The 24,402-nt window shown below is 73.2% G+C and carries 19 protein-coding genes; 11 read left to right on the top strand and 8 right to left on the bottom strand.

The window, feature by feature from the left end; translation table 11 throughout:
- Nucleotides 1-180: 180 nt before the first annotated feature.
- On the bottom strand, nucleotides 181-1,347 hold the full coding sequence (locus L6E12_RS20210) for a dipeptidase (protein ID WP_236229481.1): 1,167 nt from the start codon (nucleotides 1,345-1,347) through the stop codon (nucleotides 181-183).
- Between the two features lie 242 nt (nucleotides 1,348-1,589).
- Here L6E12_RS20210 and L6E12_RS20205 point away from each other — a divergent pair, with 242 nt between their 5' ends.
- The 3 genes from L6E12_RS20205 to L6E12_RS20195 all read left to right on the top strand — a co-directional run bounded on the left by L6E12_RS20205 (nucleotide 1,590) and on the right by L6E12_RS20195 (nucleotide 4,896).
- Nucleotides 1,590-2,306, top strand: coding sequence for a response regulator transcription factor (locus L6E12_RS20205; RefSeq protein ID WP_035282988.1), 717 nt, complete (start codon nucleotides 1,590-1,592; stop codon nucleotides 2,304-2,306).
- A 165-nt stretch (nucleotides 2,307-2,471) separates the two neighbouring features.
- Nucleotides 2,472-3,716 carry a ribonuclease D gene (locus L6E12_RS20200; protein WP_236229480.1) on the top strand — a complete coding sequence of 415 codons (1,245 nt, stop codon included), beginning with the start codon at nucleotides 2,472-2,474 and terminating at the stop codon, nucleotides 3,714-3,716.
- Between the two features lie 4 nt (nucleotides 3,717-3,720).
- A complete protein-coding gene (locus tag L6E12_RS20195; RefSeq protein ID WP_236229479.1) occupies nucleotides 3,721-4,896 on the top strand; it encodes a cytochrome P450 in 1,176 nt (391 codons plus the stop codon).
- A 22-nt stretch (nucleotides 4,897-4,918) separates the two neighbouring features.
- Here L6E12_RS20195 and L6E12_RS20190 read toward each other — a convergent pair whose 3' ends face one another.
- Nucleotides 4,919-5,392 carry a nitroreductase family deazaflavin-dependent oxidoreductase gene (locus L6E12_RS20190; RefSeq protein WP_236229478.1) on the bottom strand — a complete coding sequence of 158 codons (474 nt, stop codon included), beginning with the start codon at nucleotides 5,390-5,392 and terminating at the stop codon, nucleotides 4,919-4,921.
- Nucleotides 5,393-5,520: 128 nt separating this feature from the next.
- On the opposite strand from L6E12_RS20190, the gene L6E12_RS20185 reads away from it, so the two are divergent.
- From L6E12_RS20185 to L6E12_RS20175, 3 genes are all read left to right on the top strand, one after another.
- On the top strand, nucleotides 5,521-6,222 hold the full coding sequence (locus tag L6E12_RS20185; protein WP_236229477.1) for a TetR/AcrR family transcriptional regulator: 702 nt from the start codon (nucleotides 5,521-5,523) through the stop codon (nucleotides 6,220-6,222).
- A 71-nt stretch (nucleotides 6,223-6,293) separates the two neighbouring features.
- The gene (locus tag L6E12_RS20180; protein ID WP_236229476.1) at nucleotides 6,294-7,523 is read left to right on the top strand and encodes a thiolase family protein; all 1,230 of its coding nucleotides are present in this window, start codon (nucleotides 6,294-6,296) and stop codon (nucleotides 7,521-7,523) included.
- A complete protein-coding gene (locus L6E12_RS20175; protein ID WP_374201915.1) occupies nucleotides 7,523-9,631 on the top strand; it encodes a 3-hydroxyacyl-CoA dehydrogenase NAD-binding domain-containing protein in 2,109 nt (702 codons plus the stop codon). Before L6E12_RS20180 ends, L6E12_RS20175 begins: the two co-directional genes overlap by 1 nt.
- A gap of 70 nt (nucleotides 9,632-9,701) precedes the next feature.
- On the opposite strand, the gene L6E12_RS20170 is transcribed toward L6E12_RS20175, so the two are convergent.
- Nucleotides 9,702-10,547, bottom strand: coding sequence for an alpha/beta fold hydrolase (locus L6E12_RS20170; protein ID WP_236229475.1), 846 nt, complete (start codon nucleotides 10,545-10,547; stop codon nucleotides 9,702-9,704).
- 79 nt (nucleotides 10,548-10,626) lie between these two features.
- Between L6E12_RS20170 and L6E12_RS20165 the strand changes: the two genes are divergently transcribed.
- From L6E12_RS20165 to L6E12_RS20155, 3 genes are read left to right on the top strand one after another with little or no spacing between them, the layout of a single operon-like run.
- Nucleotides 10,627-11,229 (top strand): TetR/AcrR family transcriptional regulator, encoded by a 603-nt coding sequence (locus L6E12_RS20165; RefSeq protein ID WP_236229474.1) that lies wholly within the window; start codon nucleotides 10,627-10,629, stop codon nucleotides 11,227-11,229.
- A gap of 54 nt (nucleotides 11,230-11,283) precedes the next feature.
- Nucleotides 11,284-12,150 carry a DUF72 domain-containing protein gene (locus L6E12_RS20160; protein WP_236229473.1) on the top strand — a complete coding sequence of 289 codons (867 nt, stop codon included), beginning with the start codon at nucleotides 11,284-11,286 and terminating at the stop codon, nucleotides 12,148-12,150.
- Nucleotides 12,151-12,159: 9 nt separating this feature from the next.
- Nucleotides 12,160-12,534 (top strand): HNH endonuclease, encoded by a 375-nt coding sequence (locus L6E12_RS20155; protein ID WP_236229472.1) that lies wholly within the window; start codon nucleotides 12,160-12,162, stop codon nucleotides 12,532-12,534.
- A 3-nt stretch (nucleotides 12,535-12,537) separates the two neighbouring features.
- Here L6E12_RS20155 and L6E12_RS20150 read toward each other — a convergent pair whose 3' ends face one another.
- Nucleotides 12,538-13,665, bottom strand: coding sequence for a HAMP domain-containing sensor histidine kinase (locus L6E12_RS20150; RefSeq protein ID WP_236229471.1), 1,128 nt, complete (start codon nucleotides 13,663-13,665; stop codon nucleotides 12,538-12,540).
- Nucleotides 13,662-14,342 (bottom strand): response regulator transcription factor, encoded by a 681-nt coding sequence (locus L6E12_RS20145; RefSeq protein ID WP_035283000.1) that lies wholly within the window; start codon nucleotides 14,340-14,342, stop codon nucleotides 13,662-13,664. The genes L6E12_RS20150 and L6E12_RS20145 overlap by 4 nt, the downstream gene beginning before the upstream one ends.
- A 44-nt stretch (nucleotides 14,343-14,386) precedes the next feature.
- Between L6E12_RS20145 and L6E12_RS20140 the strand changes: the two genes are divergently transcribed.
- On the top strand, nucleotides 14,387-15,049 hold the full coding sequence (locus L6E12_RS20140) for a class II aldolase/adducin family protein (RefSeq protein WP_236229470.1): 663 nt from the start codon (nucleotides 14,387-14,389) through the stop codon (nucleotides 15,047-15,049).
- A 58-nt stretch (nucleotides 15,050-15,107) separates the two neighbouring features.
- On the opposite strand, the gene L6E12_RS20135 is transcribed toward L6E12_RS20140, so the two are convergent.
- The 3 genes from L6E12_RS20135 to L6E12_RS20125 all read right to left on the bottom strand — a co-directional run bounded on the left by L6E12_RS20135 (nucleotide 15,108) and on the right by L6E12_RS20125 (nucleotide 17,942).
- Entirely contained in the window at nucleotides 15,108-15,368 is a 261-nt protein-coding gene (locus L6E12_RS20135) for a hypothetical protein (protein ID WP_236229469.1), read from the bottom strand.
- Between the two features lie 84 nt (nucleotides 15,369-15,452).
- Nucleotides 15,453-17,372, bottom strand: coding sequence for a 1-deoxy-D-xylulose-5-phosphate synthase (gene dxs, locus L6E12_RS20130; protein WP_236229468.1), 1,920 nt, complete (start codon nucleotides 17,370-17,372; stop codon nucleotides 15,453-15,455).
- 219 nt (nucleotides 17,373-17,591) lie between these two features.
- Complete coding sequence (locus L6E12_RS20125) at nucleotides 17,592-17,942, bottom strand: hypothetical protein (RefSeq protein WP_236229467.1); 351 nt, start codon at nucleotides 17,940-17,942, stop codon at nucleotides 17,592-17,594.
- Between the two features lie 3,132 nt (nucleotides 17,943-21,074).
- On the opposite strand from L6E12_RS20125, the gene L6E12_RS35135 reads away from it, so the two are divergent.
- Nucleotides 21,075-24,368, top strand: a complete 3,294-nt coding sequence (locus L6E12_RS35135; RefSeq protein ID WP_304523899.1) for a hypothetical protein — start codon at nucleotides 21,075-21,077, stop codon at nucleotides 24,366-24,368.
- Nucleotides 24,369-24,402 lie beyond the last annotated feature (34 nt).

The raw sequence follows: 24,402 nt of genomic DNA, 5'->3' as shown, positions 1-24,402 counted from the left end.
GCGCACTCCCCTCCGGAGCCCCGGGTCCGGTGAGGGCTCCGGAGGGGACGCTGTCACGGGTGCGGGGCCCCCGGGTCCTTACCCGTTGCCAGTTGGCGACCCACTGGGCCGAACGGCCCACGCGGGACAAGGGGGCTCTCTGTGCATCGGTGATGACTCCGGGTTATTAACTTTTGCCAGTTAAGAGTGCGGGCGGGCCACCTCTTCGGCCGAGCGGAGCACACGTAGGACGTTACGCCCTGCAACTTTTTCGCAGTCCGCCTCGCTCCACCCGCGATCCAGCAGCAGGCTGAACAAGGCGGGGTAGGTGCCGACGTCGGCCAGCCCCCGCGGCAGCCTGGCGCAGCCGTCGTAGTCCCCGCCGATGCCCACGTGGTCGATGCCGAGGACCTCGCGGGCGTGCTCCAGGTGCGCCACGACGTCCGCCGAGGTGGCTTCCGGCTCCCTGTCCCGACCGCTCCAGGAGGCGTGGAACCGCTCGCGCGCCGCCAGGTCGGTGTGCTTCTCCCCGGCCGCGGCCATCGCCTCGGCCAGTTCCGCGTCCCAGTCGGCGATGGCGGTGGAGACGAACCTCGGCACGAAGGTGACCATGACCACGCCGCCGTTGCCGGGGACGCGTTCCAGCACGTCATCGGGCACGTTGCGGGGGTGGTCGGTGACCGCCCGGCAGGACGAGTGGCTGAACACGACCGGCGCCGTGGAGACGTCCAGGGCGGCGTGCATGGTGGTGTCGGCGACGTGCGAGAGGTCGACGAGCATCCCCAGGCGGTTCATCTCGGCGACGACCTCCTCCCCGAACTCGGAGAGGCCGCCCGCCCGTGGCTCGTCGGTGGCCGAATCGGCCCAGGAGGTGCTGTCGTTGTGTGTCAACGTCATGTATCGCACACCGAGGCGGTGCAGTGCGCGCAGGGCGCCGAGGGACTCGGCAATGCAGTGCCCGCCCTCAGCACCGAGCAGCGAGGCGATCCGACCGGAGGTGAACGCGGATTCCGCCTGGTCAGCGGTGGTGGCCAGGGCCAGGTGGTCGGGGTGGCGGTCGATCAGCGCGTGCACGATCTCTATCTGCTCCAGCACGGCGGTGACCGCGGCGTGACCTTCGAACTGGGCGGGCACGTACACCGACCAGAACTGGCCGCCCACCTGGCCGCGGCGCAGCTTGACCAGGTCCGTGTGCAGGTCAGGCTGTTCGGCGGTGAGGTCGGTGCCGGTGACGGCCGCCCGGGGATCGGGGCCCGTCCGCTCGCGCAGCGCCCACGGGAGGTCGTTGTGACCGTCGATCAGCGGGGAGCGGGCGAGGAGCGCGCGAACGCGGGCGTCGGCGGAGTTGTGCACTACCGGTGACCCCATTTCATCGAGTGCTGAGTCGGATCCGTTACGTCACCGATCGGAGACTCACCCGATCGTGTGACCGAACGGGCCCTCAGTCACAACCCATTCGGATACTTACCCGATTGATCGTCCCGCTAACCCGCTTGGGCGGCTAGGCTGCCTTCGTCGACACCACTTTCGGTCCAACGGCGGCGCGGCTGTTTGGTCGAAAGTCCCAGTGCCGGTCGGGGGGCAACGACCGACTCCAGGGAGGTAGTGACGTGGCTGCCGTCGGCTTAGGTCAGGCCGTTCGAACCACGCCTGCCGGCTCTTTGCCGGCGAACATGGTCCCGCACCCGCGGGAGGAGCTGTTCTCAGTGCTGGTGGTCGACGACCACCCACTGTTGAGGGAGGCGATAGCTGCTCGGCTCACGCAGATGGGCGCGGGCACAGTGCACGAGGCCGCCACGGTGGCCGAGGCAAGGGCGCGCGCACAGGCCACCGGCCCGTGCGACCTCGCGATCCTGGACCTCGGACTGCCGGACGGCAGCGGGATCGAGCTGGTCACGGAGCTCCGCAGCCACGGTTGGCCGCGGATCGTCGTGCTGGCCTCGTCCGACGACCCGTACGCGGTGCGGTCGGCCTTCCAGGCAGGTGCTCAGGCGTACCTGCTGAAGTCCGCCTCACCGGTCGTGGTGACCGACGGGGTCCGCCGGGTGCTCGAGGGCGGCGTCTACGCCGACCCGAGCGTCGCGCCGGTCCTCGCCACGGGAACCAGGGTCCCGGGCACCGACAACACCCCGCGCGAGCTGTCGGCGCGCGAGGTCGAGGTGCTCCAGCTGGTCGCGGACGGTCAGTCCAACAAGGAGATCGGCGAGGCGCTGAACCTCTCGGCGCTCACGGTGAAGTCTCACCTGTCGCGGATCGGCCGCAAGTTGGGCACCGGCGACCGGGCACAGATGGTCGCGCTCGCGATGCGGGCAGGCGTCATCCGCTAGACAACAGCAGTCGTGTGGCTGGGCTGGGCATGGCCCAGCCACACGACTGCTGCTGATCTGGCAGCCCGCGTACCGCTCCGTCGCCGAACCGACGCCGAATCACAACCGGACACGGCTGTTGATCTGCCCACGGGGACCGGTCGCCGTGCCGTAGGGTGATCGGCCGTGACTACCCCCGCCTCAGGACCGCCCGGGTCCGAACCGCCTGCTCCGGTGCTGCTCACCGAGCCTGCGGAGGGCACCCCCGACGTGGTGGCCGACCTCGACACCCTCGAGCGTGCCGCCCGTCGCATCGCCGCCGGGACCGGCCCCATCGCCGTGGACACCGAGCGCGCCTCCGGCTACCGCTACTCGCAACGCGCCTACCTCGTGCAGGTCCGCCGCGAGGGCGCGGGCACCTTCCTGATCGACCCCGTCGCCGTGGACGACCGGGTCGAACCGCTGGTCGAGGCGCTGGGCACCGATGAGTGGGTGCTGCACGCGGCCTCCCAGGACCTCCCCTGCCTGGCCGACCTGGGCCTGCACCCGGCCAAGCTGTTCGACACCGAGCTGGCGGGCAGGCTCGCAGGCTTCGAGCGGGTCGCCCTGGGCACCCTGGTCGAGCTTCTGCTGGGCTACCACCTGGAGAAGGGCCACGGCGCCGCCGACTGGTCGCGCAGACCGCTGCCGGTCGACTGGCTCAACTACGCCGCCCTGGACGTCGAGCTGCTGGTGCAGCTACGCGACGCGCTGGAGGCCGAGCTGCGCGAGCAGGGCAAGCTGGAGTGGGCGCTGGAGGAGTTCGAGGCGCTGCGCACCGCCCCGCCCGCCCCGCCGCGCAAGGAGCCGTGGCGGCGCACGTCGGGCATCCACAGCGTGCGCACCCAGCGCGGGCTGGCGGGCATCCGGGCGCTGTGGGAGGCCCGCGACACCCTCGCCCGCGAACGCGACATCGCCCCGGGCCGGGTGCTGCCGGACAGCGCGATCATCCAGGCCGCGTCGGTGAACCCGGCCGACGAGTCGGCGCTGCTGCAGCTACCGGTCTTCAAGGGCCGGGCGCAGCGGCGGCAGGTGGGCACCTGGATGCGCGCGCTGCGCGCCGCCGCCGAGCTGCCCAAGTCCGAGCTGCCCGACCCGGCGCCCGCGACCGACGGCCCGCCCCCCGCCAACCGGTGGGCGGACAAGGACCCGGAGGCCGCCGCCCGGCTGTCCGCGGCCCGCACGGCCCTGGGCAAGATCGCCGAGGAGAACCGGCTGCCGGTGGAGAACCTGCTGCAACCGGACCTGCTGCGCCGCACGTGCTGGACCCCGCCCGCCGACCTCGACGTCGAGGCGGTCACCGAGACCCTGCACGCGGGCGGCGCCCGCACCTGGCAGACGAATTTGGTCGCCGAGGCGGTGGCGACGGCACTGCGGGCCACGGCAAGCTGAGGGTGTGGAGCCCACAGTCGAGCTGAGCCCGGAGTTCTTCGCCGACCCGCACCGGTTCTACCGCCGGTGGTCCGAGGACGGCCCGGTCCACCGGGTCCGCTTCCCGGACGGCAGGGTCGGCTGGGTGGTGACCGGCTACGCCGAAGCCCGCGCGGCCCTGGCCGACCCGCGGCTGCGCAAGTCCGGGGCGAACGCCCGGTGGATGGCGTCGGCGCCGGGCGGGCCGCCGATGCCGTCCGGGTCGCCGCGCAACACCCACATGCTCGACGCCGACCCGCCGGACCACACCCGGCTGCGCAGGCTGGTCACCAAGGCGTTCACCGCGGGCGCGGTCGAGGCGCTGCGGCCCAGGATCAGCGAGATCACCGAGGGCCTGCTCGACCGGATGTCCGGTGAGGTGGACCTGCTGCCCGCGTTCGCGCTGCCGCTGCCCATCACGGTCATCGGCGAACTGCTCGGGGTGGCCGAGGCCGACCGCATCGAGTTCCGCAGGCTCACCGACGCCATGGCCCAGGGCCCGACCCCGGAGACCGTGGCGCCGCTGATGACCTTCCTGTCCGCCCTGGTCACCGCCAAGCAGGCGGCCCCGGCCGAGGACATCCTCTCCGCCCTGGTCCGCGCCCGCGACGACGAGGACGGCCTGGACGACCTCGAACTGACCAGGATGGCGTTCCTGCTGCTGTTCGCGGGCCACGAGACCACGGTGAACCTGATCGGCAACGGCGTCCACGCGCTGCTGCGCGCCCCCGACCGGCTCGCCGCCCTGCGCGCCGACCCGGCGCTGGTGCCCGCGGCGGTCGAGGAGTTCCTCCGCCACGACGGCCCGGTCGGCTTCGCCACCCTGCGCTACGCGGGCGAGGCCCTGGAGATCGCCGGGGTCGAGGTCGCCGAGGGCGAGTTCGTCCACGTCGCCCTCACCGCCGCCAACCGCGACCCGGCCCGCTTCCCCGACCCGGACACCCTGGACCTGTCCCGCCCCACGGCGGGGCACCTGGCGTTCGGCCACGGCATCCACCACTGCCTCGGGGCGCCGCTGGCCAGGGTGGAGGGCGAGATCGCGTTCACCGCGCTGCTGACCCGGTTCCCGCGCCTGCGCCTGGCGGACCCGGACTTCACCGCGGAGTGGGCCGAGGGCTTCCGCATCCGCGGTCTGCGGAGCCTGCCGGTCGTCGTGGACTGAGCCGCGGCTGCGGTGTGGGCGCTCAGGACACCGTGGTGATGCGGAACGCCGGGTGCTTGGGGCCCGCGGCGAGCAGTTCGTCCTCGGTGGACCTGTGGGTGAGGCCGTCGAAGAAGGCGCCGGTCTCGAAGGCCCAGCGCTTGAGGTAGGCGCGCAGCAGCGGCGGCTTCACGGCGTCGTCGAGTTCGACCGCGGTGAACTTCTGGACGGTCTTGCCGACGCGCAGTTCGCCCTCGCCCGCGGCGCGGAGGTTGCGGACCCACTGGGTGTGGCCGCGGGGGGCGATGAGGTAGGCGGCGCCCTCGAACCGGAGCAGGTTGACCGGGGTGGAGCGCGGTTCGCCGCTCTTGCGGCCGCGGACGGTCAGGACCCGGGAGCCCCAGACGTTGACGCCGCGCTTGACCAGGAAGGCGACGAGGTCGTCGAAGTGCAGGGCCCGCGCGATCGGGCCGGGGCGCAGGTAGCGGGCCTGGGCGTTCTCGTTCGCCGTGGTCATGGTCGTCTCCTCGTTCCGAAGCGAGAGCACCGCTCTCGGCGTGTTCCCAGTGAATCGCCCGGCCGCCCCGGAGTCAAGAGCAGTGCTCTCATCTGCGAGCAGTGCTCTTGCGTGTCACACTCGACCGCATGACTGCCGGACAGACCGCGCGGGAACGGGCCAGGGCCGAGCTGACGGGTGCGATCAAGGACGAGGCCCGGCGCCAGCTCGCGGTCGACGGCGCGCACCGGCTGTCCCTGCGCGCGGTGGCCAGGGCGCTCGGGATGGCCTCCTCCGCCATCTACCGCTACTTCCCCAGCCGCGACGAGCTGCTGACGGCGCTGATCATCGACGCCTACGACGCGCTCGGCGAGGCCGTGGAGGCGGTGGAACCCGCGGCGGACCCGGCGCTGTGGTGGCACGCGGTGTGCACCGCCGTGCGCGACTGGGCGCTGGCCAACCGGCACGAGTACGCGCTGATCTTCGGCTCCCCCGTGCCCGGCTACCGCGCCCCGCACGACACCGTGGCGCCCGCCGCGCGCATCCCGCTGGCCCTGGTGCGCGTCGCCGAGGCGGCGGACCTGCCCGACGGCGAGCTGCCCGCGGAGCTGCGCGCGCAGGTGGAGCACCTGCTCGGGATGACCGGCTCGACGCTGACCCCGGGGGCGATGGCGCGGGTGATGATCACCTGGACCCAGTTGTTCGGGATGATCGGCTTCGAGCTGTTCGGCCAACTGGTGGGCAGCGCCGACCCGGCCGACGCGTTCTTCGACCACACCGTGCGCGAGATGGCGGCGTTCCTGGGTCTCCGGTCGCCGAATGTGGCCCACGCCATAGGGTCACAGCCGTAGTTACCAACGGGTAACAAGGGCTAGAGTGGGGTTACCAACTGGTAGCCCAATCCCGACTAAGGAGCACCCTCGTGGCCGCACCCGCTGCTGACGCAGCCGCGCGCGCCGTTCGGAACGTGGTCTTCGTCGACGGTGTCCGCACACCGTTCGGCAAGGCAGGCCCGAAGGGCATCTACGCGGAGACCCGTGCCGACGACCTCGTCGTCAAGGTCATCCGTGAACTCCTGCGCAGGCACCCCGAGCTGCCCCCGGAGCGGGTGGACGAGGTCGCCGTCGCCGCGACCACGCAGATCGGCGACCAGGGCCTGACCATCGGCCGCACCGCCGCGCTGCTGTCCGGCCTGCCCAAGACCGTCCCCGGCTACGCCATCGACCGGATGTGCGCGGGCGCGATGACCTCGGTGACCACCCTCGCGGGCGGCATCGCCTTCGGCGCCTACGACATCGCCATCGCGGGCGGCGTCGAGCACATGGGCCGCCACCCGATGGGCGAGGGCGTCGACCCGAACCCGCGGATCGTGGCCGACAAGCTCGTCGACCCGACCGCCCTGGTCATGGGCCAGACCGCGGAGAACGTGCACGACCGCTTCCCGCAGTTGACCAAGGAGCGCTGCGACGCCTACGCCGCGCGCAGCCAGGAGAAGTACGCCGACGCGGTGAAGGCGGGCAAGATCGGCCCCGAGCTGGTCCCCGTCTCCACCCGCTCGGCCGAGCTGGGCTGGGGCCTGGCCACCGAGGACGAGCCGCCGCGGCCGGGCACCACGGTCGAGCAGCTCGCCGCCCTCAAGACCCCGTTCCGCCCGCACGGCCGGGTCACCGCGGGCAACGCCGCGGGCCTCAACGACGGCGCGACCGGCTGCATCCTGGCCGAGGAGGAGACCGCCAAGGAGCTGGGCCTGCCGATCGGCATGCGCCTGGTGGGCTACTCCTTCGTCGGCGTCGAGCCCGAGGTCATGGGCATCGGCCCGGTCCCGGCCACGGAGAAGGCGCTCAAGCGCGCCGGGCTGTCCATCTCCGACATCGGCCTGTTCGAGCTGAACGAGGCGTTCGCCGTGCAGGTGCTGGCGTTCCTCGACCACTTCGGCATCGATGACGACGACCCCAGGGTCAACATGTGGGGCGGCGCCATCGCCTGCGGCCACCCGCTGGCCTCCTCCGGCGTGCGGCTGATGACGCAGCTCTCGCGCCAGTTCGCCGAGCACCCCGAGGTCCGCTACGGCCTGACCTCGATGTGCATCGGCATCGGCATGGGCGGCACCGTGATCTGGGAGAACCCGCACTACACCGGGGGCGACAACTGATGCTGACGCAGGAGCAGGCCGAGAAGGCCTTCCCCGACGAGGTCGTGACCAAGGCCGTCACCCGCGTCGTCAAGGTGCCGGGCCTGGACAAGCCCGTCGCGCTGATCACCATCGACAACGGCTTCGACCACACCCGGCCCTCGACCTTCGGGCCGCAGAGCCTGGTCAGCCTCAACGCCGCGTTCGACGCGGCGGTGGCGGCCGACCCGGCGGCGATCGCGGTCACCGGCAAGCCGTTCATCTTCGCCGTCGGCGCCGACCTGTCCGGCGTGGAGCAGATCGCGGACCGCTCGCTGGCCCTCGACATCGCCCAGACCGGCCACGACGTGTTCCGCCGGTTCACCGAGTCGACGATCCCGACCTTCGCGTTCGTCAATGGCGCGGTCATGGGCGGCGGCCTGGAGCTGGCGCTGTCCTGCCACTACCGCACCCTGTCGGACAACACCGCGGCCATCGCGCTGCCCGAGGTCTTCCTCGGCCTGTTCCCGGGCTGGGGCGGCACGCAGCTCCTGCCGAACCTGATCGGCCCGGACGCGGCCGTGACGGTGATCTTCGAGAACGCGCTGTCGCAGAACCGGATGCTCAAGCCGAAGCAGGCCGCGGAGCTGGGCATCACCGACGTGCTGCTGGGCTCGGCGGACTACCTGGAGCAGTCGCTGCTCTGGCTGGCCGACGTGGTCAACGGCCGAGTCACCCCGGCCCGCCGCGAGATCGACCGCGGCGCGGGCTGGGACGCGGCCGTCGAGCGCGCCAAGGCGATCGTGCACGGCAAGACCAAGGGCGCGTCCCCGGGCGCGCAGAAGGCCCTGGAACTGCTGGAGCTCGCGCGCGGCAACGACTTGGACGCGGGCTACGCGGCCGAGACGCAGGCGCTGGCCGACGTGCTGATGACCGACCCGCTGCGGGCCGGGCTGTACTCGTTCAACCTGGTCCAGAAGCGCGCGCGCAAGCCCGCGGGCGCCCCGGACAAGTCCCTGGCGCGCAAGGTGGGCAAGGTCGGCATCGTCGGCGCGGGCCTGATGGCCTCGCAGATGGCGCTGCTGTTCGCCCGCCAGCTCAAGGTGCCGGTCGTGCTGACCGACATCGACCAGGCCAGGGTCGACAAGGGTGTGTCCTACGTGCACACCGAGATCGACAAGCTCCAGGGCAAGGGCCGCCTGAACCCCGACGCCGCCAACCGCCTCAAGGCGCTGGTGACCGGTTCGCTGGACAAGGCCGCCTTCGCCGACGCCGACTTCGTCATCGAGGCGGTGTTCGAGGAGCTGGGCGTCAAGCAGAAGGTGTTCGCCGAGGTCGAGGAGCACGTCTCGGCCGAGTGCGTGCTGGCCACCAACACCTCGTCGCTGTCGATCACGGACATGGCCGCGGGCCTCAAGCACCCCGAGCGCGTGGTCGGCTTCCACTTCTTCAACCCGGTCGCGGTCATGCCGCTGCTGGAGATCGTCCGCGCGGAGAAGACCGACGACGCCACCCTGGCGACGGCGTTCTCGGTCGGCAAGTCGCTGAAGAAGTCGTCGGTCCTGGTCAAGGACGCCCCGGCGTTCGTGGTCAACCGGCTGCTCACCCGCTTCATGGGCGAGGTCGTCAAGGCGATCGACGAGGGCACCCCGTTCGAGGTGGCCGACAAGGCGACCGAGCCGCTCGGCCTGCCGATGAGCCCGCTGGTGCTGCTGCAGCTCGTGGGCGCCCCGGTGGCCCTGCACGTCGCCGAGACCATGCACGGCGCGTTCCCGGACCGCTTCGGCGCCAGCCCGAACATGAAGAAGTTCGTGGACGCGGGCAAGTCCTCGGTCTACGTCTGGGACGCCGCGGGCAACCAGTCGGTCGACCCCGAGGTGCAGGCGCTCTGGGAGTTCGGTTCGGTGGAGCTGACCTCGGAGGAGGTGCGCCGCCGCGTGCTGGAGGGCGTGGCCGAGGAGATCCGGATCATGCTCGACGAGGGCGTGGTGGCCGAGGCGCAGGACATCGACCTGTGCATGATCCTCGGCGGCGGCTGGCCGTTCTGGCTGGGCGGCATCACCCCGTACCTGGACCGCGAGGGCATCTCGGAGAAGGTCAACGGCAAGCCGTTCCTGGCCCCGGGCGTCGCCTCGGTGCCGGTGGCGTGACGCGGTAGGACCGCGCACTGGGCCCCCGGCTTCCGGCCGGGGGCCCAGTCCTTTCACCGGGGAGCCCCGCTCATCCCGCGGTCTCCAGGATGCGGGCGGTGACGAGCCCGGGCTCCTCCAGGGACAGGGAGTGGGTCGTGCCGGGCACGATCTCCACGCGGATGCGGGGGTTGACCGCCCCGAGGCGGGCGAGCACCTCCCGGGAGCGGTGGACGACGCTGCGTTCACCGAGGACGATCCGGGTGGGCACGGCGATCGCGCCCAGCTCGTCGTCGGTGAACACGTGCTGTGGCGGCAAGTGCATCCGGTACTTGAGACCACGGGAGAGCAGCGGGCGCAGGGTCCGCCGCACCGCCGGGTCCCCGGAGCCGATCAGGCGGAGGACCGCCTCCGGTGCGAGCGACCGGACCAGCTCGGCGAGGCCCCAGAGCATGAACCGCTTGCCGAGCAGGGAGAACCCCGCGGGCTCGAACGCGGTGACACCGGCGAGCCCGTCCGACGAGCGGGCGGCCAGGTTCAGCGCGAACCAGCCGCCACGGGACACGCCCGCCAGGTGGACCTCCGCGTGGCCGAGACCGGCGAGGACGTCGGTGAGCCAGTCCGCGCAGTCCTCCGGGGTCTGGACCGGCTCGGTCTGCGTCGAGCGCCCCGGTTCGCCGATGGTGTCGACGGCGTAGACCGGGTGCCGCGCGGCCAGGTCGGCGATGTGCGGGTACCACGACAGCGACGTGCCGAAGATGCCGGACAGCAGCACGACCGGCGTGCCGGGGCCCGCGCCGCTCCGCCGGACGCGGGTGGCGCCGAAGCGGGTGTCGACGTCCAGCTCCTCGGCGGGAACGGGCCACTTCCGCAGCACGGTCTCGTAGACGGCGAAGTAGCGCTCCCGCGCCTTCTCATCGGTGAACTCCCCCAGCACAGCCCCTCCTCATTTTTATGGTGCAACTGCACTATAACAGTGCGTGCACGCCCCGACCAGGGTGTGGCAGAGTGTCCGCGTGCCCAAGCGCGTCGACCACCAGCAGAGGAGGCACGAGATCGCGGAGGCGCTGTACCGGATCGCCGCGGCCCAGGGCCTGCCCGCGGTCACGTTGCGTGCGGTCGCCGCCGAGGCGGGCATCTCGATGAACCTGGTGCAGTACTACTTCCCCACCAAGGAGGAGATGCTGCGGTTCGCCTGGCAGCGGATGGTCGAGCTGAGCGGTGAACGCGCCGGGGAGGGCGTCCTCCGGGCGCTGCGGACCGGGGACGAGCGCGCGGTCGTGCGGGCCTACCTGTTCGGCGTCCTGCCGACCGACGAGCGCAGCCGCGTGCTGTGCGCGGTCCAGATCGCCTACTTCGCCGTCGACGTCACCCGCGGCGGCCAGGCGGGCGACCAGGAAGCACTCGGCCCCCACCTGGTCCGGGCACTGGCCGAGCAACTCGGCCGAGCCCAGGCGAAGGGGGCGGTCCCGGCGCACCTCGACCCGCGACTGGAAGCCGACACCCTCGCGGTCATGGCCGCCGGTCTCGTCAGCGCGATGCTGACCGGCGCCTACGACGTGGACCAGGCCACGGGCATCGTCGACTACCGGCTCGACCGGATCTTCACCGGCACCTGAGCCCGCCCCCGCGCACGTCGAGCGCTCCGGCACGCGGTGGCGCACCATGGAGGCATGGGCGGGAGAGTGCGCATCGGGACCTCGGGGTGGGTGTACCCGCCGTGGCGCGGGGTGTTCTACCCCGAGGGACTGGTGCAGCGCAAGGAGTTGGCCTACCTCGCCGGGCAGCTCGGTTCGGTGGAGGTCAACGGCTCGTTCTACTCGCTGCAACGCCCGGAGAGCTATGCCCGCTGGCGCGACGAGACACCGGGGGACTTCGTGTTCTCGGTGAAGGGGCCCCGGTTCATCACGCACATGAAGCGGCTCAAGGACGCGCACACCCCGCTGGCGAACTTCTTCGCCTCGGGCGTGCTGGCGCTGCGCGGGAAGCTGGGGCCGATCCTGTGGCAGACCCCGGCGAACCTGCCGTTCGAACCCGACGTGCTGACGGCGTTCCTCCGGCAGCTACCGCGCAGCACAGCGGAGGCGGCGGCCCTGGCCAAGGCACACGACTCCCGGTTGGACGGTCGCGCGTGGACGGAGACCGACGCCGACCGCCCGGTGCGGCACGCGCTGGAGGTCCGCCACCCCGGCTTCGCCACGCCCGCGTTCGTCGACCTGCTGCGCGCGCACGGCGTCGCCCTGGTCGCCGCCGACACGGCGGGCACCTGGCCGCGCCTGGAGGACGTGACCGCCGACTTCGCCTACGTCCGCCTGCACGGCGACACCGAGCTGTACGCCAGCGGCTACGGCGACGCCGCCCTCGACGAGTGGGCCGCGAAGGTCCGCACCTGGCGCGACGGCGGCGACGTGGAGTCGGAGTTCACCGTCGCCGGTCCGGCCGGGGCCACGGAACCGCGCGACGTCTACGTCTACTTCGACAACGACGCCAAGGTCAAGGCCCCCGGTGACGCGCGCGCCCTGGCCGACCGGTTCCGCTGAGGCGACCCCGTGCAGCACCGGCAACCCGGCCGCGCCGAGCGGATGCGGCTGATCCTGACCAGGGACGGCCCCACCTGCGCCTGGTGCGGCCTGGACGTGTCCGGCCGCGTCCCGGCCACCACCGACCACCTGGTGCCGAGGGTCAAGGGCGGCCCGTCGTGGCTGGAGAACGAGGTCGCCGCCTGCCGCCGCTGCAACCGCCTGCGCGGGCACACCAGCCCGGCCGACTGGCTCGCCGAGTGCCTGCGCCGCGGCTGGCCCGCCGACGCCGAGCGGGTCAGCCGCGTCCTGCTGGCCCTGGAGTCGGCCATCGCCGAGCGCGGCGGGCAGCGGCGGGCCCGCGCCTACCTCGACGCCCAGCTTCGCCGGGTGGCCAAGCGCTGAGGCTCAGACCGACGGGAAGGTGACCTCGACGCGGAGGCCGCCGCCGGGGACGGGTTCGGCGGCGACGGTGCCGCCGTGGGCCCTGGCGACCGCGCGGACGATGGACAGGCCCAGGCCGGTGCCGGTGCCGGTGCGGTCGACGGCGCCGCGGCGGAAGGGTTCGAACAGCTCCGGGACGCGGTCCGGGTCGATCGGGGGGCCGGAGGAGGCCACCGACAACGTCGTCCACTGTGGACCACTGGTGGTCCTGGCATCGATCCAGCCGCCGTCGGTGTTGTGGCGGACGGCGTTCTCCAACAGGTTCCCGGCGACGCGTTCCAGCAGGGCGGCGTCGCCGAGGACGGTGGCGTGGCCGTGGTGGAAGGTGGCGGTGATGCCGCGGCGCTCGGCTTCGGCGCGGGTGGAGCGCCAGGCGCCGGTGACGACGGTGGCGAGGTCGACCGGGCCGGTGGCGCCCACGCCGAGGCCGTCGGTGCGGGCGAGCACCAGCAGTGCCTCGACCAACTGGCCCGCGCGCAGGGTGGCCGCGCGGACGACGTCGGCCATCCGGCGCAGCTCCGCGGTGTCGGCGTCCGGGTCGGCCAGGGTGACGTCCAGCTCGGTGCGGATGACGGCGAGCGGGGTGCGCAGCTCGTGGCTGGCGTTGGCGACGAACTGCCGCTGCGCGGAGAACGCCGCCTGCAACCGGTCGAGCATGGCGTCGAAGGTGTCGGCCAGTTCGGCGACCTCGTCGCGGGCGCCGCGGTGGCCGATGCGCTCCTCCAGCGACTCCACCGACAGCCGCTGGGCGGTGACGGTGACCTCGCGCAGCGGCCGCAGCACGTGCCCGGTGATCACCCAGGCCAGCATGGCGGTGGCCAGCACCACGCAGACGAAGGCGACCGACCCGGCCAGCAGCACCCGCTCGCGGGCGTCGTCGGCGAGCGCCTCGGCGAGCCGCTCGGCGTCGACCCGGACGCCGTTGACCACCACCGTGGTCCCCTTCGGCAGCGACGGCACGGACGCGACGACCCCACCGGCGAGCAGCCAGCCCAGCCACAGCAGCAGCGCGCTGACCGCGGCGACCAGGCCGGTGGCGAGCAGGGTGATCCGGGCGCGCAGCCCCCGACCGCGCCGGGGTGCGGCCGTCACCCCCCGCTCTCGGCCGCCGACGCGGGCACCCGGTAGCCGGACCCCACCACGGTGTCGATCACACCGGGGTCGCCGAGCTTCTTGCGCAGGGTCATCACCGTGACCCGGACGGTGGTGGTGAACGGGTCGGCGTTCTCGTCCCACACCCGCTCCAGCAGTTCCTCGCTGCTCACCACCGAGCCGCGGGCGGCCAGCAGCACCTCCAGCACGCCGAACTCCTTGCGGGTCAGCTCCACCGGCTTGCCCGCGCGCGCCACCGTGCGCCGCGCCGGGTCCAGCTCCACGTCCCCGGCGACCAGCACCGGCGGGGTGACCGGGGTCGCCCGGCGGGCCAGCGCGCGCACCCTGGCCACCAGCTCGGGGAACGCGAACGGCTTGGCCAGGTAGTCGTCGGCGCCCAGCGACAGGCCCTCGACCCGATCGGCGACCGCGTCGCTGGCGGTGAGCATCAGCACCCTGGTCAGCGCCCCGGAGGCGACAATCTCCCGGCACAGCTCGTCGCCGTGCATGCCGGGCAGGTCCCGGTCCAGCACGACCACGTCGTAGCGGGTGACGGTCGCCTTCTCGTGGCCCTCGTTCCCGTCCAGCGCGACGTCGACGGCCATCCCCTCGCGCCGCAGACCCCTGGCCACTGCCTCGGCGAGGGGTTCCTCGTCCTCCACTATCAGAATCCGCACACCACAACCGTGCCACACCCGCCCCCGGGGCGTCCCGATTGGGCATGATCGACCCCATGGTGCTGCGGGCGTTGCGCGAACAGGTGGCCTCCTCCTCCCGTCGGCTCGCCACCGAGGGGCTGGTGCTGGGCACGGCGGGCAACGTCAGCGCCCGCCAGGGCGACCTCATCGCCATCACCCCCACCGGGGCCCGCCTGGCCGAGCTGCGGGCCGAGCAGGTCACCGTGGTCGACCCGGACGGCCACCCGGTCGACGGGGCGCTCGCGCCGACCTCGGAACTGGACCTGCACCTGGGGATCTACCGCCGCTACCGGGCGGGCGCGGTGGTGCACACGCACGCGCCGATGGCCACCGCGATGTCCCTGGTGCTCGACGAGCTGCCGTGCGTGCACTACCAGTTGGTGGAGCTGGGCGGGACCGTGCCGGTGGCGCCGTACCGCACCTTCGGCACCCCGGAGCTGGCCGAGGCGGTGCTGGACGCGCTGGAGAACGGCACGGCCGCGCTGATGGCCAACCACGGCGGCATCGCGCACGGCCCGGACCTGGAGTCCGCGCTGCACCGGACGCTGCTGCTGGAGTGGGGCTGCGAGCTGTACTGGCGGGCGTCGTCGCTGGGCGTCCCGCGGACCCTCGACCGGGCCCAGCGCGCCGAGTACGAGGCCCAGGTGAGCGCCAAGTCCTACGGGAGCACCCGCCCCCTCCGCTGAGCCCCCGGCGCGGCGGAGGTGCCCGCCCGGTCGGGAGGGCACCTCCGCCGGATCGAGGTCAGAGGTAGGGGCGCGGTGCGAGCACCGGGCCGGTCAGGCCGCCGAGGGAGGCGTGGAGGGCTTGGCGGGCCCGTTCCCCGGTCGCCGTGTCGTGCGCCGCCTGGACGCTCGCGCGCAGGCCCGCCGGGGTGCGCCCCGCGGCGGTGGCCAGGTGCAGCACCGTGCTCAGCGCACCCGCGGGCTCGGTGGGGTGCGCCGCAGCCGCCAGGAGAGCTTCGACCAGCGCGGGATCGATTCCATGTTCGATCGTCTCGTTCATGGGTACAACATGCCCTACGCCGGGTCCTGCGAAACAGGGCCACCAGGGTGCGGCCCCGGGGGGGGGACCGCACCCGACCACGGGTCAGGCCGTGTCGGAGACCTTCGCCTCGACGTGGTCGCGCCCCAGCAGGTGCGACGCCCAGCCGGTGACCCGGCGGGCGACGTCCTGGGCGGTGAGGCCCAAGCGGACCAGGACCTCGTCTCGGGTGCCGTGGGCGTGGAACTCGTTGGGGATGCCCAGGTCGCGCAGCGGGACGTCCACGTCGTGGTCGCGCAGCAGGGCGGCCAGCGCCCAGCCGAACCCGCCGTGGCGACCGCTGTCCTCCACCGTGATCACCAAGCGGTGGTCCGCGGCCAGCTCGGCCAGCTCGGTAGGCACCGGGGCCACCCAGCGCGGGTCGGCCACGGTCACACCGATGCCCTGCGCCGACAACCGCTCCGCCGCCGCCAACCCCAGCTCGGCGAACGAGCCCACGGTGACCAGCAGGACGTCCGCCGACTCGCCCGCGGCGGGCCTGCGCAGCACGTCGACCGTGCCGATCCGCTCGACCGAGGCGATGTCCGCGCCCACGGTCGCCTTCGGGAAGCGCAGCACCGACGGCCCGTCGTCGATGGCCACCGCCTCGCGCAGCTCCTCGCGCAGGGTCGCCGCGTCGCGCGGGGCGGCGATGTGGATGCCCGGGATGACACCGAGGATCGACAGGTCCCACATGCCGTGGTGGCTGGCGCCGTCCGGGCCGGTGATGCCCGCCCGGTCCAGCACGACCGTGACGGGCTGCCTGTGCAGGGCCACGTCCATCAGCATCTGGTCGAAGGCGCGGTTGAGGAACGTGGAGTAGATCGCCACCACCGGGTGCAGCCCGGCCATCGCCATGCCCGCGGCGGAGGTGATCGCGTGCTGCTCGGCGATGCCCACGTCGAACACGCGCTCGGGGAACCGCTCGGCGAACGGCGCCAGCCCGGTCGAGCGCAGCATGGCGGCGGTGATCGCCACCACGTCCTCGCGCTCGGCGCCGATCGCGGCCAGCTCGTCGGCGAACACCGAGGTCCACACCGTGCCCTTGGAGGTGCGCGGCTTGCCGGTCACCGGGTCGATCGGGTCGGTCTGGTGCATCTGGTCGAGCACGTCGTTCTCGGCCAGCGGGTAGCCGTTGCCCTTGCGGGTCACCGCGTGCACGATCACCGGCCCGCCGAAGTCCTTGGCCCGGCGCAGCGCGCCCTCCAGCGACTCGAAGTCGTGCCCGTCGACCGGGCCCAGGTACTTCAGGCCGAGGTCCTCGAACATCGCCTGCGGGCTCAGCACGTCCTTGATGCCGCGCTTGGCGGCGTGCAACGCGGTGTAGAGCGGCTTGCCGACGACGGGGGTGCCCTGCAAGACCCGCTTGCCGCCCTCCAGCGCGCGCTCGTAGCCGGGGCGCAACCGCAGCGTGGCCAGGTGGTCGGCCAGACCGCCGATGGTCGGGGAGTAGGAGCGGCCGTTGTCGTTGACAACGATGACGACCGACCGGTCGGTGCCCGCGGCGATGTTGTTCAACGCCTCCCAGCACATGCCCCCGGTCAACGCCCCGTCCCCGACGACGGCGACGACGCTGCGCCGCTCGCCGCGCAACTGGTAGGCCTTGGCCAGTCCGTCGGCGTAGGACAGCGCGGTCGAGGCGTGGCTGTTCTCGACGTGGTCGTGGTCGCTCTCGGCCCGGCACGGGTACCCGGACACGCCGTCCTGCTTGCGCAGGTCGTCGAACGCCTCGCGGCGGCCGGTGAGGACCTTGTGCACGTAGCCTTGGTGGCCGACGTCGAAGACGATCGGGTCGGCGGGCGAGTCGAACACCCGGTGCAGGGCGATGGTGAGTTCGACGACACCGAGGTTGGGGCCGAGGTGACCACCGGTCCTGGTCACCTTGTCGACCAGGAAGGAGCGGATCTCCACGCTCAGCCGGTCGAGTTCCTCGTGGGACATGCGTCGCAGATCAGCCGGTCCGTTAACGGACTCGAGCAGGGTCACCCTGTCGTCACCTCGTCCTGTCGTCGATTCGCAGGCCCGCCATCCCGCCGGCTCGATCCAGCATACGAGTGTCCGGCGGCGGGGCTCGGCGAGGCGTGGCCCACATACCCCGATCCACACAGCTTCGTCACCCGTTCTGCCTATCCTCTTCAAGTGCCCATCGCGTTCGACACCACCGGCCTCCGCCAGGTCGACCAGTCGACCTGGCAGGTCGGCGGGTCAGACGACCTCGTCGTGCTCAGCTACTTCGACCTGGTGCCGGACCTGCCCGCCCCGCTGGAGGACCTCCCCGCGCTCCGCCGCGCGATGGCCCTGACCTGCGCGGCAGAGGGCGGAACGCTCGTCGAGGCGTGGGCCCTGTTGATCGACACGTCCCCGGCGCTGTTCCAGATCGTGCGCATCCCGCACCCGTCCCGCGCGGGCGAGACGGTGTACATCGGCAGCTTCATCCTGCCCAAGGCGCAGTGCAGCGCGGTCCTCAAGCTCCAGTCGGTCACCGGTGCCGAGGGGGACGCCCGGGAACTGGCGGTCGCCCGCCTCATCGGCGACCACCCGCTCACCGTCCGGCACCCGTACACCCCCGACCTCCCCCAGGTCACCACCAGTTTCGCCGACGACGCCCAGTGGGACCCGCAGTTCCCCGACCACCCGCTGACCCGCATCCGGTCCTGGGCGCGCCACACGGTCGCGACGGCCAGGGTGCACCCCGGCTTCGCCCGCCTGACCCCCTTCCACCCGGTGACGAACCGCCCCCAGATCACCCCGCCGGGGACAACCACAACGAGTGACCCGATTACGCAAGGTGGCGATCCCCGCCCCATCCCCGAGGGTGCCACCAAGGAACTCGCCACCGGCATCCCTGAGCAGCAGAAATCCCCCGGACCCGGGCACACCCCACCGGCGGCAGGTCCGCTCTCCACAAAAACCGGGCCCCACACCGACCGGCCCACCACCGCATCGCCCGCGGCTGAGCAGCCAACGGCCAGACAGCAGGCGGCCGGGCGGTCGGCCCCGGCCGCCAGCCCCGAACCAGCACCACCCGCGACCACGGAACCCCAGCCGACCCAGGCGCTCCCACCCGCCGAGCACGACTCGACACGGGCAGCAACCACACCCGCGCCGCCCACCCAGGAACCCGAGGCGAACGCGGCACCGGCAACGGCGGCAACGGCGGCAACGGCGGCACCCGCCGCACCTGCCGCACCTGCCGCACCTGCCGCGCCTGCCGCGCCTGCCGCGCCTGCCCAGACGGTCGAAGCGAACGCGGCACCGCACACAGCCACACCTGCCACACTCGCCTCAGCAACGCGCACCACCTCAACCGCTGAGCCCACTCCAGCGCCAGAAGCCGCTCCAGCCGCCAAGCCGGACCCGACGACCCACACCGCTCCGGCCACCGAACCGCCCCCGGCGGTACACGGCGCCTCGGCCACCGAGCCTGCCCGGGCGACACACGGCACTCCAGCCACCGAACCGGCCCCGGCGACGCCCGCCGCCCCAGCCATCGAACCGGCCCCGGCGACGCCTGCCGCCCCGGCCACTGAGCCAGCCCCGGCAGCGGCCTCCACCCCAGCCACTGAGCCTGCCCCGGCCTCGAACGCCACCCCGGCCACTGAGCCGAACCCGGCGAAGGACCCCGTTCCAACCACCAGGCCGGTCCCGGCCACCGATGCCATCCCAACCACCGGGCAGGCCTCAGCCACCGACGCCATTCCAACCGCCGAGCCTGCTCCGGCATCGCACGCCACTGCGGCCGTCGAGCCGGACCCGGCGACGCAGGCGGCTCCAGCCGTGGCGTCCGACCCGGCGAAGCCCGTGGTGGAGGGCGCCCTGCCGTCCGGCACCCCGCAGGCGTCCGCCCAGCCGACCGAGGCCATCGCGCTTCGCGTGTCCGCCCAGGAGCCCGCAGAGGCACCCACACCGGCCACCGCCGCTCCGGAAGGCGCCGCCGCGCAGACGGCCCCGGACAGCCGGACGCAGCCCACCACGAGCCACTCAGCCGCCGCAGCCGCACCGGACCGCCCCGCGCAACCGAGCGAAGTCCAGCCGGATGCCGAGCAGCCCGCGCAAACCCGACCGCACGCTGACGCACCGGGCACCCACCAGCCCACCCCGTCCCCGCAACCCACGACCGCACCAGCCGGACACGCCCCGCACCCACCGACCGCAGAGCCGCAGCCAACGGCGGTCATCCCCAGGCTCCCGCACCCGGAAAGCACCCCCACCGCACCGCCGTCGTCCCCATCCACGGCACCGGCACCGCAGGCGACCGGAGTGGCGCAAGCCAACGCAACCCCGCCCGCACCAGCCGACGCACCCAGCACATCAGCAGCCCCCGCACCCGCGACCCCACCTGCCGACCCGGCCACCGCCCTCCCCGCCACCCCGTCGACTCCGGCCACTCCGGCAAACATGGTGGCTCGCACAGCAGGCAAGCCCGAACCGGAAGCCACGACCGTCGCGAGCCCACCCGCAGCGGACCAGACGACGCCCCCGACCCCGGCCGCGCAAGCAACCCGGGCCGAGCAGGCAGCAGCGGCGGCCCAGCAGGCAGGCCCAACCGCTTCGGCGGGATCGACCGAGCAGGCCGTACCCGCCGGACCGCCCTCCGAGGCGGGAGCGACCGCCGCGCAACCGCTGGCAGACATGTCGGTGAGTGCACCGACCCCGGAGGCGGCGGCCGAACTCGCCGCCGCCGCTGGTGAAGCCGAGCAGTCCGCTCCTCCCGGGTCCGCGGAGGGAGCAGCCGCAGGAGCGGCCGAGGACTACACCGGGCCGGACTTCACGCCGCGCCCGTTCCGGATCAACCCGCGGGAGTGGGAGAGCCGGGTACTGCCGTGGCAGCCGTTCCGGACCCCGGACCTGGTGGCCCCTAGCATGGGCGCGGCCGAGCGCGAAGCCGCCACCAGGGAAGCCGCGGCCCGGGAAGCGTCCGCGCAGGAAGCCGCCGCACAGCAGGCAGCCGCAGGCGAGGCCGCCGAGGCAGCCGCTGGGCACGAGGCATCGCCCTCCGAGCAGACGCTGCGGATGCGGCCTGTGGGGCCGCAAGGTGCTCCCGTGCAGGCGATCCCGCCCCAGCAGCCCACCGCAGACCCCACCTCGACGGCGCAGACCGCCACCAACCAGGCGGAAGCACCAGGCACGCCAACCGCCCAAGGCGCCCCGAACCAAGCACAGACACCGAGCACCCCGACTCCCACCACACCGCAGGCACCGGGCACGCCAGCACAGACCACATCCCCGCAGGCTTACCCGAGCCAAGCGCCGGACATCCCGGGGCAGGCCACCACACCACAGGTGCCCACGGCGCAGGCACCGGGCATGCCGGCGCAGAGCACCACCGCGCAAGCCTCCCCGAACCAAGCGCAGGCCCCAGGCGTCTCAGTCGCGGCGCAGACCACCCCACCGCGAACCCCCTCGAACCAAGCACAAGCTCCAGGTGCCGCAGCGCAGGCACCCCCGAACCAAGCGGCAACCCCAGGCGTCACAGAACACACCACCGCAGCGCAGCCACCTTCGCACCAAACCCCTGCGCCGGGCATCGCGACGCAGGAACCCCTGTCCCAGGCGCCAGAGGCCACCCCGCAGGCACCCCTGCACCAGGTGCAAGCGCCCGGCACCCCGGCACCCTCGGACCAAGCGCAGGCTTCGCCGAGCCAGGCGCACACGCCGGGCACCCCCGCCCAGGCTGCGCCGAACCAGGTGCCGAGTGCCCCGGCGGCGGTTTTCCCGACGCAAACGCCCGCCTACCCCGGCGCGCCGGGGCAGCAGCACCCCTATGGCGTCAGCAGGCCCGGTCAGCCGAACCCGTTCTTGGCGGCCAACCTGCCCAACCCGTTCCACGACCCCGACGCCCCCAGCAAGGCCTTCCCCGGCGCCGTGGTCGAGGAGCCCGGGCCGGACGCGGGCGAGGAGGACGAGGGCAAGACGCGGTTCGGGATCCGCCAGCCCGCGCACCGCAAGCGGGAACGGGGTTTCCGGCAGTGGTTGGCCGTGGCGATCGGCAAGAAGCGCGACCGGTCCGACGCGTCCGGCCCCGACGGCGCCCCCGGGCAGTCGAACTCGACCAGCAACGCGATCCGGGCCACCCAGGTGGGCACGTTCTTCACCTCGGCGAAGCAGGCCCGCCCGCAGGTGGGCGAGCAGCCGGTGACGCGGCCCAGTTGGGCGCTGCAACCGGGTGGGCAGCCGGTGCCGGTGGTGCAGCTCGGGGATTCACACCAGTTGGCCGAGGAGGCGCTGCTCGCGGAGCCGGTGCCGGACGGGGGACCGCCCTCGGGCCTGGCACCCTCGGCCGGGTCGCCGCCGCTGTCGGGCAGGAGGTCCCTGCCGCGGGGGAAGTCGCCCGCGGACGGGACGTCACCGCCGAGTGGGAAGCCGCCGGTGAGCAGGAGGACGTCAGCAACCGGGAAGACGCCGGCGAGCGGGAAGTCACCGTCGGCTGGGAAGCCTGCGGTGGGCGACACACCGTCAGGCGGGAAGCCGACGACAGGCGGGAAGCCGACGACAGGCGGGAAGCCGACGACAGGCGGGAAGCCGACGACAGGCGGGAAGCCGACGACAGGCGGGAAGCCGACGACAGGCGGGAAGCCGACGACAGGCGGGAAGCCTGCGGTTGAGGGGGCACCGGTGGTGGAGGGGAAGCCGCCACTGGTGTTGAAGACCGGGGAGCAGGCGCCGTTGCCGGTGCGGCAGCGGGCGACGATCCCGTTGGCGTTGCCGCCCGCGCAGAAGAAGAAGTCGGAGCCCGCGCCGCCGGTCGAACCAGAGCCGGTTGTTCCGGAGGAAGCCGGGCCCCCGCGGCCGTGGCACCCGTGGCGAGCGGGTGGGGTGCGCATCGCGTTCCCCACCTCGACCGGTGACGTGCTGGGTGGGGACGGTGAGCAGGCGGGCTCGGAGCCGGAGGAGCAGCAGCCCGAGAGCCAGCAACCGGAGAAGGCGCCGCCCGTCGCACGGTCCGCGCGGGCGAGTGACCGGCGCAACCGGCCGTGGCACCCCCGGCAGGGGGAACTGGTCCGCGACACCACGGACCGGCCCGCCCGCACCAAGGGCAAAGGCACCACCCCGTCGTCCGGCACCGAGCGGAGCGCCAAGCCCGGCGCCCGCGCCGGGGCTGCGCGCTCGACCCCGGCCGAGAAGACCCAGCCCGAGGCAGACCAGTCGCCGACGCGGATCCTGCGCCCCGTGCGACTGTCCCGGTCCGACAAGGACAAGGCCGTTGACGCGCCCGAGGGCCCCCGGGACTCCGATCGGACGCGGAACGCGGGCACGGAGGAGCCGTCCGCCCCGGTCCAGTCGCCGGAACCGACCGACGTTCACGTGGTCCAGGAGACCGAGAACCCCAAGCGGGACAAGCCGACGCCGCCGGTCCGGGGTACCCACCGGCGGGCCAAAGCACCCAAGCGGGACGCAAACAAGCCGACCGCAGGACCGGAATGGCACAACGGGCACAACACCGACGGCCCCACCCCGCGCCACCTGTCCGCCAAGGGTTCGGCACCGATCACCGGCCCCGAGCACGCACCCGCCACGAACGGCCACGCGCCGGACACCGAATTCCCCACGGTGCAGGGGGAAACGCTCACACCATTCCGGAACGGCTTCCGAGCCGAATCCCGCCGCACCTCCGTGGAGGGCACCCCGGCACCCGGCGCCACTGAGCAGGCCGCCGCCTCCCCGAGCACGGCCCCGGAGCCCACAGACCGAGAACCGGCCGAGGCACCGCCCGCCCCGGAGCAGGAACCCACACCGAACTCCACAGCCGGGAGCCCCGCGCCCACACCGGCACCGGCGAACGACGAGCCCGCCCCCACGGACAACCTGGTGACCGACGAGCCCGCCCCGGCTCAGGAGTCCGACCGGAGCGAGCCCGACCTGGCACCGGAGTCCAGCGGGAGCGAACCCAGCATGGCTGCGGAGGCTGCCCGGAGCGAACCCGCTCCGGCACCGAAGTCCGCGGGCGACGAACCCGGCCCTGCTCCGCGGCCCAGCCGGAGCAACCCCAGCCCGGCACGGGGATCAGGTGACGATGAACCTGCTGCGGCACCGCGTCCCGGCCGCGGCGAACCCGATTCGGCACCGGGGTCCGGCGACGACGAACCTGGTGCGGCACAGCGTTCCGACCGCAGCGAACCAGCACCGGCGACCGGCGGCGGTGAATCCGGCCCGGCACCGCAGTCCGGCCGCAGCGAACCCGAACCTGCGCCGGATTCCCCCGTGGGCGACTCCGAGCAGGCGGCGGTCGGCGGCGGGGAGCCCGAGGCGGAGCGGGTCGAGCACGTCGTCAGCGGGCCCGCGGCCCGGGTCGGCAGCTCGCTGGAGATCGTGGCGCTGGGGCTGCCCGTGGGCGGGTACCTGCCGCTGTGGCACCACGACGGTCGGGTGAGCCACTGGCGGCTGGACAACCCCGGGCGGGTGCTGTCGCGGCTGGGGCGGGGCACCGTGTCCCGGACCGAGATCGACAGGCGGCGGTTCCGGGAGGTGGCGGCGGTCGACCTGGCGAGTCGGACGATGCTGCTGATGGACCGGTACCGCAACTCCGACGGCGGGATCATCGGCGAGAGCGTCGAACTGCGGGAGGCCACCGAGGAGCAGGCGTTCGCGGCGGCGACCCCGACGGCGCGGGCGGAGCTGTACTCGTGGCTCGGGGAGACCGTGCGCGCCGCTGCCGAGCGGGGCGAATACCTCGCGGTGGAGACCGGTGGCTGGGACGTGCCGCTGCGCCCGTGCGTGCTGATCATGGTGCGGCCGGGCCCGGAGGGCGAGTCGTTCTCCGTGGTCGAGGCCTCCCCGGTACCCGAGGGCGCACCGATCTGGGTGGACCGGCAGCCGGTGTCCACCAAGGGGCAGGTGCTCGCCTCCCCGGTCACCGACGTGGCGCTGCGCGCGGCCGGACCGCTGACCGGGTTCGCCATCGACGCGTGGGGCAGCCACCCGTTCGAACTGGGCCTGTCCTTCGGTCCGAACCCGACACTGGCGGCGGAACCGACCGGGTAGGGTCGGCCGGGCACGTGGGGGGACGATCCGGGGG

Source organism: Actinokineospora sp. PR83, assembly GCF_021056305.1.
Classification (GTDB): domain Bacteria; phylum Actinomycetota; class Actinomycetes; order Mycobacteriales; family Pseudonocardiaceae; genus Actinokineospora; species Actinokineospora spheciospongiae.
This window is presented reverse-complemented; position numbering and strand designations above follow the sequence as displayed.

Bases quoted from the DNA above. Each gene is read 5' to 3' on its own strand.
- L6E12_RS20175 (WP_374201915.1), top strand. From the start codon at position 7,523: ATGCTGACGCAGGAGCAGGCCGAGAAGGCCTTCCCCGACGAGGTCGTG.
- L6E12_RS20185 (WP_236229477.1), top strand. From the start codon at position 5,521: ATGACTGCCGGACAGACCGCGCGGGAACGGGCCAGGGCCGAGCTGACG.
- L6E12_RS20190 (WP_236229478.1), bottom strand. From the start codon at position 5,392: ATGACCACGGCGAACGAGAACGCCCAGGCCCGCTACCTGCGCCCCGGC.
- L6E12_RS20140 (WP_236229470.1), top strand. From the start codon at position 14,387: ATGATCGACCCCATGGTGCTGCGGGCGTTGCGCGAACAGGTGGCCTCC.
- L6E12_RS20135 (WP_236229469.1), bottom strand. From the start codon at position 15,368: ATGAACGAGACGATCGAACATGGAATCGATCCCGCGCTGGTCGAAGCT.
- L6E12_RS20160 (WP_236229473.1), top strand. From the start codon at position 11,284: ATGGGCGGGAGAGTGCGCATCGGGACCTCGGGGTGGGTGTACCCGCCG.
- L6E12_RS20210 (WP_236229481.1), bottom strand. From the start codon at position 1,347: ATGGGGTCACCGGTAGTGCACAACTCCGCCGACGCCCGCGTTCGCGCG.